The following is a 12,911-nucleotide window of genomic DNA, read 5'->3' on the forward strand; positions in this document are numbered from 1 at the left end:
CATCGGCAATCGCGGTGTTAGCAGGGAGGAGGGCTATTTACCACCGCCTTCTCACAGATTTTTCGTTCAGCGAAAAAAAGGCACCTTTTACAGGTGCCGTCATTATGTCTGGTGATAGCTTACTTCTTAATACGAATCACCGGTGTTTCACCGAGGGTGACGGAGCCAGACAGCTTAACCAGCTCTTTTATCTCATCCATGTTAGAAATGACCACCGGTGTCAGCGTTGACTTGGCTTTATCTTCGAGCAGTGGTAAATCGAACTCGATAACCACGTCACCTTTGCTGACCTTCTGACCTTCTTCCGCAATACGCTTAAAGCCTTCGCCTTTCAGTTCTACGGTATCAACGCCGAAGTGCACGAACAGCTCAATGCCATTGTCCGACTCGATCGAGAAAGCATGGTTAGTTTCAAAAATTTTGCCAATCGTACCGTCTACGGGTGCAACCATTTTGTTTCCGGAGGGTTTAATCGCAATGCCATCTCCGACGATCTTTTCGGCAAACACTACGTCCGGAACGTCTTCAATGTTTACTATTTCGCCTGATAACGGTGCGACGATCTCTATGGTGCCTGATGTGCTATCCGATTTATCGCCAAAAAGTTTAGAAAACAAACCCATGATTTTCTCCTAAGCTGTAATTTTGGGTCAGCGTCACGCGGTATCAGCAGAGTGTTTTTTCTTCAATGAACTTGTTGACCAGATTCATTAACTCTTCTGAGGTAGGTTGAGTCAGCGCCTGCTCTGCTAATGCCTTTGCATCTTTGAAAGTCGTATTACGAATAATTTTCTTGATGCGCGGGATAGAGATCGAACTCATACTGAACTCGTCCAGACCCATACCCAATAATAACAGTGTAGCACGTTCGTCTCCGGCCAGCTCACCACACATGCCAGTCCATTTACCTTCAGCATGAGACGCATCAATAACCTGCTTAATAAGCGTCAGTACCGATGGTGACATCGGGTTATAAAGATGCGAGATAAGATCGTTGCCACGATCGACGGCAAGAGTGTACTGCGTCAGGTCGTTGGTGCCAATACTTAAGAAATCGACCTCTTTTGCCAGATGATGGGCAATGACTGCCGAGGCGGGTGTTTCTACCATGATGCCCACTTCGATGCTTTCATCAAAAGCTTTGCTTTCGCTACGCAGCTGCGCTTTGAGCATGTCCAGCTCGCTTTTCAAAAAGCGGACTTCCTCAACGGAAATAATCATTGGAAACATGATACGCAGTTTGCCAAAAGCTGAAGCACGCAGGATAGCGCGAAGCTGAGCATGAAGAATTTCTTTGCGATCCATCGCGATGCGGATGGCTCGCCAGCCAAGGAAGGGGTTTTCTTCTTTGGGCAGATTCATATAGGGTAAATCTTTATCGCCACCAATATCCATGGTGCGCACGATAACCGCTTGCGAGCCCATCCCTTCAGCTACGGCTTTATAGGCGTGGAACTGCTCTTCTTCACTTGGCAGTGAGTCGCGGTCCATAAACAGGAACTCGGTGCGATACAGACCGACACCTTCTGCGCCGTTGCGCTCGGCACCTGCGATATCGCGAACCGTACCAATATTCGCGACGACTTCAACCTGATGACCATCCAGGGTAATGGCGGGTAGGTCTTTCAGCTTGGCCAGCTCATTTTTCTCTTCCTGATACTGCTTCTGAATTGCTTTCAGCTCGTCAATTTTATCGGCGGTTGGATTAACGTAAATATGATTGTTAACGCCGTCGAGTATCAGGAAGTCGCCATTTTTGACGCTGCGGGTTACATTACCGGTACCGACGATGGCCGGTAGCTCCAGCGATCGGGCCATAATTGACGTATGTGATGTGCGGCCACCAAGGTCGGTAATGAAACCCAGCACTTTTTTAAGGTTTAGCTGGGCTGTTTCAGATGGCGTTAAATCTTTCGCCACGAGAATGGATTCTTCCTGGATAGCACTGAGGTCGACAATGTGCAACCCAAGGATATTTTGCAGCAGGCGTTTACCGATATCGCGTACGTCAGTCGCGCGCTCTTTGAGGTATTCATCGTCCAGCTCTTCAAGCGCTTTCGCCTGACCTTCAATTACCGAAAAAGTAGCGGCATCGGCGGAGGCTAGTTCGTCTTTGATCAGAGAGATGATTTCCTGCTCCAACTCTTCGTCTTCAAGAAGCATGATGTGCCCTTCGAAGATGGCTTCTTTTTCTTCGCCGAAGGTTTCACCTGCTTTTATTTTTATTGCTTCAAGCTGTGTTGAGGATTTGGCGCGGGCATCAAGAAAGCGCTTAATTTCCGCATTGGTATCATCGGCGGAAATTTTTTTGCGATTAATTACTATTTCGTCTTCTTTCAGCAAAAGCACTTTGCCAAAAGCAATACCCGGTGATGCTAAAATGCCTGAAATCATAACCCTACCTTTTATAATCTTGATAATCACCTGATGAGGTTAAGTGGTGCATTCACCAATTTAACCTCCCTGCATGGCGGTACGACCGGGAAACTAACCGCCAGGTCGCTGTTCAAGTTACGTTTAGACTTTACTAAAACAGCAACGCGGACATGCTGTCCGCGATCAATTAACCAGGTGATTAGGTAGGCCAGTCCATGCTGTAAGTTCTGGAGTCGAACTTACTTATTCTAACTCAGCCATGAGCTTGACCAGGTGCTCGATCGCCTGCTGCTCATCTTCACCAGTGGCTGAAAGGGTGACGACTGTACCCTGAGTCAGTCCCAGCGTCTGCAACTTAAATAGGCTTTTGGCGCTGGCGGACTTGCCGTTGGAGGTGACAGTGATCTCTGACTGAAATGCTTTAGCTTCTTTAACAAACTGGGCTGCCGGGCGGGTATGGAGGCCGTTAGGTGCAGTAATAGTCACTTCTTTCTGGAACATTCGTGTTTCCCCAATAAAATTGGTTTGGTGTTGAGAATCTAAAGTTTAGCCTGAAGGCGTTGCTTTAGCCCGATCACATCGCGTTGCCGAGATCGACAGACAAAACGAAAAACGTGCAGTTGAAAGTATGAAGCGTCGCGAACAGTCATGCTTGACTACAATGGCTTTTATTGTGCCCTAAAGTGTACGTTGAATAATTCAGAAATCTTTTCAACATTAACTTCGGGCGTCATTATTAATTTTTCGCTTCAAAATAATTGGCTGCTTAGATACCAATCCAGCCTTAGAAATGCAATCTGTTTTATAGTGAAAATATGACATAGCCCACAAAAAAAGCACCCAAGGGGATGCTTTTTTGAACAAATTGAACGCGGTACATTACGGCTGTAACTCTTTTTCTGTAAACAGGTCGGCAAACAGCGCAGTACTCAGATAACGTTCACCTGACGAGGGCAAAATAACGACGATATTTTTATTGGCAAAGGCGTCATCTTCTTGCAGCCTGAGAGCGGCTGCGACTGCCGCGCCGGACGATATACCGGCGAGGATACCTTCTTCTTCCATCAGCCGGCGAGCGGTTGATATAGCGTCTTCATTGCTGACGGCAACGACTTTATCGACCAGCTTAAGATCGAGATTCCCAGGAATAAAACCAGCACCGATACCCTGAATTTTATGCGGGCCGGGCTTTAATTCCTCGCCCGCCAGCGCCTGAGCAATTACCGGAGAATCATCAGGTTCGACTGCAACGGTAATCAAATCTTTTTTACCTTTGGCGTTTTTTATGTAACGACTAACGCCAGTTAACGTGCCACCTGTACCGACGCCAGCAATAAATACGTCTACTTCACCGTCAGTATCTTCCCAGATCTCCGGACCAGTAGTTTTTTCGTGAATTTCCGGATTGGCTGGATTGCTGAATTGCTGCAACATGATGACATTTTCGGGATTTTGCGCTACCAACTCTTCAGCTTTGGCGATAGCCCCTTTCATGCCTTTAGGCCCTTCGGTTAGTATCAGTTTTGCACCCAGTGCCTTAAGGAGTTTACGGCGTTCTACACTCATGGTTTCAGGCATCGTCAGCGTCAACTTGTAACCACGGGCTGCAGCGACATAGGCCAGAGCGATCCCGGTATTGCCACTGGTTGGTTCAACCAGCTCGATACCAGGCTTGAGAACACCGCGCTTTTCTGCATCCCATATCATATTGGCACCGATGCGACATTTTACGCTGAAACTAGGATTGCGTGACTCTACTTTAGCCAGGATGCGCCCGTTGCCAATGTGATTCAGTCGAACCAGCGGGGTATGACCGATTGTTAACGAGTTGTCTTTATAGATCTTACTCATTGCCCGTCCTTAACTGTATAAAAAAGTGACATCCATACCAGCATACTGATCTAGATCTGCTTCGGAAGTAAAGAAATCATATATGGATATGTATTGCAGCAATAAGTAAAAGAAAATGGAATAAATGGCGAAAAGCTTGTCCCCGGTGGCAGAGAGATGGATAGGTTTACTGGTGGCGCGTATGCGAGATACCCAGCTGCGCGCGGTATTTATCTACCCACATAGCGGTAGCGCCGCAAACAGCAACTGGCAGGATCACCAAATTGATAATTGGCATCAACGTAAACAGGCTGACCAGTGCGCCAAACTGCATATTATCGCTTTTATACTGGCTTAACGCCTTGCGCATGCGCGTGAAATCTACCTTATGATTATCAAATGGATAGTCGCAGTATTGGATAGCAAGCGTCCAGGCACTGAATAAAAACCACAGTACCGGTGCCAGCGTTTGTCCCAGGCCGGGAATTAAATAAAAAATCAACAACCCCAGCGCTCTTGGCAAATACCAGGCGAGTTTTTGCCATTCCCGGAGCAAGATATGCGGCGTGCTTTTCATTAACTCTATCCAACCCGTTTCGGGCGGTGATTGCCCGGTTAAGCGAGCTTCAAGTTGTTCAGATAGCAAGCCGCAAAAGGGCGCGGCAATCCAGTTAGTTAACGTTGAGAAGAAATAGCTGAATACTAATAAAATAGATATTACGGTTAGTGGCCAAAGTAAGTAGCTTAGCCATTGAAGCCAGTCGGGAACGTGCGCCATGATAAGCGCTATCCAAACATTTAGCTTGTGGAACAGCCAAAGAAATGCGCTGCCCATAAGCACGATATTGACCAGCAAAGGTAGCAGCACAAAGCGACGAATACCGGGTTGATGGATAAGTTTCCATCCCTGAAAAAAATAGTGGGCTCCCCCCGGATTTACAGAGGTAGTTCGATTGATCATTAGTACGAAATCTCCTTCATCTATCTGGTTAACTACATCATATCCTATGTTTTCTGGTGAGTCCGAGGCGACTTGCGTGAAAAACCAGCAAAAAACTCGCCTGAGTCGATCTTATTTGCGAGAAAATAGTGCCCAGACTTGCACTTGTGAAGCGGTGCAAATACAGTTAGAGGATAAAGTTTGCCGTGGTGGCAAGATATTGGAACAACAGAGAATACAATGATGCAGGATTTGCGTCTGATATTAATCGTTGTTGGCGCTATCGCCATAATCGCATTGCTTCTTCACGGCTTGTGGACCAGCCGTAAAGAGCGCTCTACGGTATTTCGCGATCGCCCACACAAACGTATCAAGCAAGAGCGGGAATACGACGTCGTGGAAAGCGATGAAGGTGTAGGGGAAGTTCGCGTACGCCGTCAAGAGCCGGCCGTTGAGCCGCTACCTCACCTGCATGCTGAGCCTGGAGGTGAAGTCCGCCAGCAGAAAAAAGTGAGGCCTATCACCGGAACACCAGTTCAGTCGCCAGATATCGCTACAGCGCAATTTACGTCGTATGCTGTGTCAAAGCAGCCGTCGCGCGATCCGCTGCTGGATGATATGGAAACCGACTGGCATTCAGATCCTCTTGTCCGTGACGAGGTGCCGGAGCAAAATATTGAGCCCTACAACAGTGCGCAGCCTGATGTCAGGGTAGATCGTCATGCGCCTGTAGAGCCTACGTTTACACTTGAAGCCTCTGCACACAAAACGCATGAAGAAGAGCCTGCGCCTGACGCGGTGGAATCCACTGAAAGAGAGACGGTGTTGGTGTTGCACGTTGCAGCGCACGCAGGCAGTGAGCTCAATGGCGAGGCGTTGCTACAGGGAATATTGCAGGCGGGGTTCCAGTTTGGCGAAATGAACATTTTCCATCGCCATCTGAATCCGGCAGGAAGCGGGCCGGTATTATTCAGCCTTGCCAACATGGTTAAGCCTGGTTCGTTTAATCCTGACACCATGTCTGATTTCTCTACGCCAGGTATATCCATTTTCATGATGGTACCGTCATATGGCGATGCTAATCAGAACTTTAAGCTGATGCTACAATCCGCGCAGCGTATCGCTGACGACGTTGGCGGAGTGGTTCTGGATGATGAGCGACGTATGATGACGCCGCAGAAGCTTGAAATCTACAAAGCGCGAATCCGCGCCGTTGTTGAAAAAAACGGATAAGATGAACGGCCTCTCAATTAACTGAACCCCCGCTAGTCGGGGGTTTTTTATCGCTGATGGTAATTTATGCACTCAATTGAAAATCAGATCAATCAGCTGCGCAAAACGTTGCGTCATCATGAGCACCTTTATCACGTGCTGGATTCCCCAGAAATTCCGGATGCTGAATATGACCGGCTGATGCGTGAATTACGTGAACTTGAAGAGCAGCACCCGCAATGGGTGACGCCGGATTCGCCAACGCAGCGGGTTGGCGCGACACCGCTGGCTGCTTTTGCGCAGGTCCGTCATGAAATGCCGATGCTGTCGCTCGATAACGTATTCGATGATGCCGGCTATCTGGCGTTCAATAAGCGTGTTCAGGATCGTCTTAAAAGTAGCGATGAGATTGTCTTTTGCTGTGAGCTGAAACTGGACGGATTAGCGGTAAGCCTGCTCTATGAGGGAGGTGTATTGACCCGTGCGGCGACGCGCGGTGATGGCACTACCGGCGAAAATATAACAGCCAATGTCCGTACTATCCGTGCCATTCCGCTGCGTTTGCAGGGGGATGATATTCCCGCCAGGGTTGAGGTTCGCGGTGAGGTCTTTATGCCGCAAGCCGGTTTTGAAAAGCTGAATGCCGATGCGCGCCGAACAGGCAGCAAAGTGTTTGCGAATCCGCGTAATGCCGCTGCGGGATCGCTACGTCAGCTCGATCCGCGCATTACAGCTAAACGGCCGCTGACTTTCTTTTGTTATGGCTTAGGTCTGCTGGAGGGTGGTTTGATGCCGCGCAGCCACTGGCAGCGTTTGCAACAATTTAAAAAGTGGGGCCTACCGGTCAGCGATCGCATCCGTCTATGCCACAGCGCAGAAGAGGTGCTGGCATTCTATCAGCGGGTGGACGTTCAGCGATCCGAGCTTGGTTTTGATATTGACGGTGTGGTGATAAAAGTTGATTCACTGGATTTACAGGAAGAGCTGGGTTTTGTCGCCCGCGCTCCGCGGTGGGCGGTGGCGTTTAAATTTGCTGCACAGGAGCAAATTACCACCGTGCGTGATGTGGAGTTTCAGGTTGGACGCACCGGCGCGATCACGCCGGTGGCCCGACTTGAACCGGTTCAGGTTGCCGGTGTGATGGTCAGTAATGCCAGTTTGCACAATGCTGATGAAATCGAGCGGCTTGGGTTGCGTATTGGCGACCGCGTAACGATTCGCCGGGCAGGCGATGTCATTCCCCAGGTGGTGGGTGTAATTACTCACGATCGTCCGGCCGATTCGCGTGAAATTGTCTTTCCTGTACACTGTCCGGTGTGTGGCTCCGATATTGAGCGAGTGGAAGGTGAGGCGGTCGCACGCTGCACTGGTGGGCTGATTTGCGGCGCTCAGCGTAAAGAAGCGCTGAAGCACTTTGTTTCTCGTCGTGCACTGGATGTGGAGGGTATGGGAGATAAAATAATCGATCAACTGGTGGAAAAAGAGTACGTGAAAACGCCGGCCGATCTGTTTCGTCTGACCGCAGGTGTGATGACCGGCCTCGATCGAATGGGACCAAAATCAGCGCAAAATCTGGTCAATGCGCTGGAAAAAGCCAAACATACTACCCTGGCGCGCTTTCTTTATGCGTTGGGGGTTCGGGAAGTTGGTGAGGCCACAGCGCAAAACCTGGCAGCACATTTTGGCTCTCTGGAGCCACTGATGAATGCGTCACTTGAGGATTTGATCGCTGTGCCTGAGGTTGGCAACGTGGTTGCAAGCCATGTACGTAATTTTATCGATGAAGAGAGCAATCGCGAGGTTATTCGCCAGCTGATTGAAGAGTCGGGAATCAGTTGGCCAGCTGTTGAAGTCATCAGGCCGGAAGAGATAAACAGTCCCTTTGCCGGTAAAACGGTGGTTCTGACCGGTTCGCTGAATATCATGTCCCGTGATGATGCGAAGGCGCGTCTGATGGCGCTGGGGGCGAAGGTCAGTGGCAGCGTCTCTAAGAAAACCGATTTGCTGATTGCCGGGGAAGCTGCAGGCTCTAAGCTAGCAAAAGCTGAAGAACTGGGGATTGACGTTATTGATGAAGCGCAGATGATACACCTTCTGGGTGACTGATATGGAAAAAGAAAGCCTGCTGAAAATTGCCAATACCGCCATGCCTTTCGGCAAATACAAAGGCTACATGCTTATCGATTTGCCGGAGCCCTATCTGCTTTGGTTTGCGCGTAAAGGCGAGTTTCCTTCGGGGCCTCTCGGTGAACTAATGCAAATGACGCTGGCAATCAAGATTGAAGGACTGGAGGGGCTGATAAAGCCCCTTAGAGTTAGCTAAGATGATTTTTGCGACTCCATCTTCCGGGTGTCAGCGCTCAGTTTATTAGGTTCGTCCTCCGCTTTTTTGCCCTGCTTTTGATAGCGTTGTGCAATAAAAGAGCAGGTCATCAGCTGAATCTGGTGGAAGATCATCAGTGGCAGAACGATAATTCCGACTGTGGCGGCAGGAAAAAGTATATTTGCCATTGGTATGCCGTTTGCCAGACTTTTCTTGGAGCCACAAAATAGAACGGTGATTTCGTCCGCTCGTTTAAAGCCAAATAGCCGCGCCGCGGTCAGATTTATGCTAAGTACAATCAGCAGCAGCAGCAGGCTACCGATCAGAATCCACAATAGTGTCATGATATCAACCTGATGCCAGATACCACTAACTACCGCTGCGCTGAAGGCAGTATAAACCACTAACAAAATTGAGGTCTGATCCGTGTGTCCGATGAGGCTTCGATGCCGCTCAATCCAGTTACCAATCCAGCGTCGGGAGAATTGTCCGAGGACGAAAGGGAGTAGTAGCTGCAGCATGATTTTACCGATTTGCTCCAGGCCATCAACTGCACCACCATGATGATGAATATTCATCAGCAGTCCTACCAGCAGGGGGGAAATAAACACGCCAAGCAGGCTGGATGCTGAGGCACTGCACACCGCTGCTGCTACGTTACCGCCTGCAATCGACGTGAATGCAATGGACGACTGAACCGTTGCTGGCAGAATGCAGAGATAAAGAAAGCCAGTATAAATTTCCCGGCCAACGTTTACCGGATGCCACCAAATGACCAGCAGACCCAGCGTCGGAAATAGTATGAAGGTGCTGAACATAATCCACACATGAAGCCGCCAGTGGCTACTGCCCGCAATAATGTTTTCCCGCGATAGCTTTGCACCGTGCAAAAAAAACAGCAGGGCGATAGCCGCAGTAGTCAGCCCTTCAAATAACGGTACAAAACCCCCTTTTGCGGGAAAAAAGCTAGCCAGCAGGACAGTAATAATCAGTTTGACCATCATTGGGTCAAGGCGAAGTACACCCATTGTTAATACCTGGTTAAAAAGAGACTGGCGCTATTGTGCGCGTATCAGTTTTAGAAATAAAATTGATTTATTGCATTCATTCATGAGAAAAATAGATGAATTATACGCTTCGCCAGCTGAAGATATTTGTCGCTGTTGTGCACCACGGTAGTTTTAGTCAGGCTGGGCAAGCTATTGGTCTTAGCCAGTCAGCCGTGAGTCATAGTATCAAGGAGCTGGAGAATGAAACCGGCATTCGCTTGCTGGATCGCACCACGCGTGAAGTGTTGCTTACAGAAGCAGGCGAGCAGTTGGCACGCCACCTGGAGAGGCTGCTTGAAGAGCTGAATACGGCCTTATTGGATGTTCGTCGTTACGGTCTGCAGCGCAGCGGTACGGTGCGTGTTGCCGCAAGTCAGACTATCTCAGCGCAGCTGATGCCACAGTGCCTTGCAGCAAGCCAGTTACATTATCCTGAGATAAAAGTTGTGCTCAGGGACCATCCTCAGCACTGGGTATTACAGAGTATTCGTAATGCCGAAGTGGATTTCGGTATCGTCATTGGCCCCCTACAAGGCGATGATTTTGAGTCAGAAGCTATTTTGCATGAACCATTTTTGCTTTTATGCCGAAAAGATGACGAGCTTGCCGATTTACCTGTAGTGCCGTGGTCTGCATTAAATCAGCGTTTGTTGGTATTACAGGATTATGCGTCAGGCAGCAGGATGCTGATAGATTGCGCGTTGCAGCAGCAGCAGGTTGAAACGGAAATTGTTCAGGAGATCGGCCACCCTGCCACGCTTTATCCTATGGTTGAGGCGGGTATTGGCATTTCAATATTACCGGCGCTGGCCTTACCATTACCGGAAGGTAAGCCCCTGTTGGTGCGGCGTCTGGTCCCGGAGATCAATCGCTCGCTGATGCTGATTCGCCGCAAAAATCGCTCTCTTACGCCTGCGGCGGAGGCTATCTGGCAGGAGGCCCGCCGACAGGCTGGCTTACTCGCGCATCAGCGTCAGCTAGCGCCTTCATTTTGACTGGATATGCACATTAACCTGTGGCTGTCATTTGAGTGACTAATGCCATCAGCTGTCGGCTTACTCACTCAAGCTGGTTGATTTTGCAGGCTTTCCGGTATTTTCTGGCCTGCGTTAGTAGCATGTGAATTTAGGCTGATTTGTCAATTTTGATCGTTCACGGCTTCTCTGTTTTCGCCAGATATAAGTGAATCTGCCGTTCAGACCTGTATACGAACAGGTTATTCGATAAAAATGAAGTAAAGAAATGATTGAACTTATGAAAGCGAAAAGGCGCCTTTAGGGCGCCTTTCTACAATGGTGGGTCGTGCAGGATTCGAACCTGCGACCAATTGATTAAAAGTCAACTGCTCTACCGACTGAGCTAACGACCCTAAGTGGTGGGTGATGACGGGATCGAACCGCCGACCCCCTCCTTGTAAGGGAGGTGCTCTCCCAGCTGAGCTAATCACCCCCGCTGTGTGGAGTGGCATTATAGGGATAGTTGCATATGAGTCAACGCTTTTTAAAATGAAAATGTTTGTTCGTCTTAAAATTAAGCAAGAGGCTTGCTTTTAGGCGCTGATAGGGCAAACGAATCAACCGTTGCTGGTTTATAAAGTGAAAACAGACGGTGCAGCCTGGCTTAGCGTTGAGGAATCACCGTCAGATGATAGAATGCTGTCCATCTTTTATTTATTCCCTCATCAGAAATAATAGCCGCGTGACGGCTTTTGCGTAATAAGGCAGCAGTAAATGAAAATCAAAACCCGTTTCGCCCCCAGCCCGACAGGCTATCTGCACGTCGGTGGCGCGCGCACTGCGCTTTACTCCTGGTTGTTCGCCCGTAACCACGGCGGGGAGTTTGTGCTGCGTATTGAAGATACCGATCTGGAGCGTTCGACTCAGCAGGCAATCGACGCCATCATGGATGGGATGAATTGGCTAAGTCTCGATTGGGATGAAGGCCCTTATTATCAGACAAGGCGTTTTGATCGCTATAATGCGGTTATTGATGAGATGTTACAGGCTGGCACAGCCTATAAATGCTATTGCTCCAGGGAGCGCCTGGAACAGTTACGCGAAAGTCAGATGGCGAACGGGGAGAAGCCTCGCTATGACGGCCACTGCCGTGACGGGCACCAGCATCATGACGCCAGTGAGCCATGTGTTGTTCGGTTCAGCAATCCGCAGGAGGGTTCTGTTGTGTTTGATGATCAGATCCGCGGACCGATTGAGTTCAGCAATCAGGAGCTGGATGATCTGATTATTCGACGTACTGACGGCTCGCCAACCTACAACTTCTGCGTTGTGATCGATGATTGGGACATGCAGATCACGCATGTTATCCGTGGTGAAGACCATATTAATAATACGCCAAGACAGATTAATATTCTGAAAGCGATTGGTGCGCAAGTCCCTGTATATGCCCATGTTTCGATGATCCTGGGAGATGATGGCAAGAAATTGTCTAAACGTCACGGCGCCGTAGGCGTAAAGCAGTATCGTGATGACGGCTATTTGCCGGAGGCGCTGCTAAATTATCTGGTGCGTCTTGGCTGGTCACATGGCGATCAGGAAATTTTCAGCATTGATGAGATGAAACACTGGTTTAGCCTGGATGCGGTGAGCAAGTCCGCCAGCGCCTTTAATACTGAAAAGTTACTGTGGCTTAATCATCATTATATCAATGCGTTGCCTGCTGAATATGTTGCCACCCAATTGCAATGGCATATTGACCAGGAAAACATTGATACTCGTAACGGCCCGGAGCTGGCAGCGCTGGTGAAATTACTTGGTGAGCGTTGTAAGACTCTGAAAGAGATGGCCGCTTCATGCCGCTATTTTTATGAGGACTTTACTGAATTTGATGCTGATGCCGCGAAAAAACATCTGCGTCCGGTTGCTCGCCAGCCGTTGGAAGTCGTACGTGACAAGCTGGTGGCGATCGGTAGCTGGACGCCGGAAAATGTTCATCATGCTATTCAGTCTACGGCTGATGAGTTGGGCGTAGGTATGGGGAAGGTTGGCATGCCGCTACGTGTCGCTGTCACCGGCGCCGGCCAGTCACCTGGCCTTGATGTGACTGTCCACGCTATCGGCCAGACGCGCTCAGTTGAGCGAATCAACAAGGCTCTGGATTGGATTTCGGCTCGGGAGCAGCAGTAGCATTCTTCTCAGGCCCTCAGTACAGGGCCTGAGATTTT

At 49.3% G+C, this 12,911-nt stretch carries 11 protein-coding genes and 2 tRNA genes; 5 read left to right on the forward strand and 8 right to left on the reverse strand.

Features of this window, described 5'->3' with window-relative positions:
• Positions 1-119: 119 nt before the first annotated feature.
• From crr to cysZ, 5 genes are all read right to left on the reverse strand, one after another.
• Entirely contained in the window at positions 120-623 is a 504-nt protein-coding gene (gene crr / locus BM191_RS05935; protein ID WP_092876101.1) for a PTS glucose transporter subunit IIA, read from the reverse strand.
• A gap of 43 nt (positions 624-666) precedes the next feature.
• Positions 667-2,394: a phosphoenolpyruvate-protein phosphotransferase PtsI gene (gene ptsI, locus BM191_RS05940; protein WP_092876103.1), complete on the reverse strand. Its 1,728-nt coding sequence runs from the start codon at positions 2,392-2,394 to the stop codon at positions 667-669.
• Positions 2,395-2,619: 225 nt separating this feature from the next.
• Positions 2,620-2,877, reverse strand: a complete 258-nt coding sequence (ptsH, locus tag BM191_RS05945; RefSeq protein ID WP_092876105.1) for a phosphocarrier protein Hpr — start codon at positions 2,875-2,877, stop codon at positions 2,620-2,622.
• A 378-nt stretch (positions 2,878-3,255) separates the two neighbouring features.
• Entirely contained in the window at positions 3,256-4,227 is a 972-nt protein-coding gene (gene cysK / locus BM191_RS05950) for a cysteine synthase A (protein WP_092876107.1), read from the reverse strand.
• A gap of 166 nt (positions 4,228-4,393) precedes the next feature.
• The gene (gene cysZ, locus BM191_RS05955; RefSeq protein ID WP_092876109.1) at positions 4,394-5,167 is read right to left on the reverse strand and encodes a sulfate transporter CysZ; all 774 of its coding nucleotides are present in this window, start codon (positions 5,165-5,167) and stop codon (positions 4,394-4,396) included.
• A gap of 219 nt (positions 5,168-5,386) precedes the next feature.
• On the opposite strand from cysZ, the gene zipA reads away from it, so the two are divergent.
• The 3 genes from zipA to BM191_RS05970 all read left to right on the forward strand — a co-directional run bounded on the left by zipA (position 5,387) and on the right by BM191_RS05970 (position 8,681).
• The gene (zipA, locus tag BM191_RS05960) at positions 5,387-6,379 is read left to right on the forward strand and encodes a cell division protein ZipA (protein WP_092876111.1); all 993 of its coding nucleotides are present in this window, start codon (positions 5,387-5,389) and stop codon (positions 6,377-6,379) included.
• Between the two features lie 66 nt (positions 6,380-6,445).
• Positions 6,446-8,464 carry an NAD-dependent DNA ligase LigA gene (gene ligA, locus BM191_RS05965; protein ID WP_092876113.1) on the forward strand — a complete coding sequence of 673 codons (2,019 nt, stop codon included), beginning with the start codon at positions 6,446-6,448 and terminating at the stop codon, positions 8,462-8,464.
• A 1-nt stretch (position 8,465) separates the two neighbouring features.
• Entirely contained in the window at positions 8,466-8,681 is a 216-nt protein-coding gene (locus BM191_RS05970) for a DUF3820 family protein (protein ID WP_092876115.1), read from the forward strand.
• Here the strand turns inward: BM191_RS05970 and BM191_RS05975 are convergent.
• On the reverse strand, positions 8,678-9,709 hold the full coding sequence (locus tag BM191_RS05975) for a bile acid:sodium symporter family protein (RefSeq protein ID WP_092876117.1): 1,032 nt from the start codon (positions 9,707-9,709) through the stop codon (positions 8,678-8,680). The genes BM191_RS05970 and BM191_RS05975 overlap by 4 nt on opposite strands.
• Positions 9,710-9,804: 95 nt before the next feature.
• Here BM191_RS05975 and BM191_RS05980 point away from each other — a divergent pair, with 95 nt between their 5' ends.
• A complete protein-coding gene (locus BM191_RS05980; RefSeq protein ID WP_092876119.1) occupies positions 9,805-10,725 on the forward strand; it encodes a LysR family transcriptional regulator in 921 nt (306 codons plus the stop codon).
• A 298-nt stretch (positions 10,726-11,023) separates the two neighbouring features.
• On the opposite strand, the gene BM191_RS05985 is transcribed toward BM191_RS05980, so the two are convergent.
• Both BM191_RS05985 and BM191_RS05990 read right to left on the reverse strand, forming a co-directional pair.
• Positions 11,024-11,099 (reverse strand) — tRNA-Lys (locus BM191_RS05985).
• Between the two features lie 4 nt (positions 11,100-11,103).
• Positions 11,104-11,179: transfer RNA gene (locus BM191_RS05990), tRNA-Val, on the reverse strand.
• Positions 11,180-11,460: 281 nt separating this feature from the next.
• Here BM191_RS05990 and gltX point away from each other — a divergent pair.
• Complete coding sequence (gene gltX, locus BM191_RS05995; RefSeq protein WP_092876121.1) at positions 11,461-12,873, forward strand: glutamate--tRNA ligase; 1,413 nt, start codon at positions 11,461-11,463, stop codon at positions 12,871-12,873.
• The last annotated feature ends 38 nt before the right edge of the window (positions 12,874-12,911 follow it).

This window comes from Izhakiella capsodis (assembly GCF_900115045.1).
Classification (GTDB): Bacteria; Pseudomonadota; Gammaproteobacteria; order Enterobacterales; family Enterobacteriaceae; genus Izhakiella; species Izhakiella capsodis.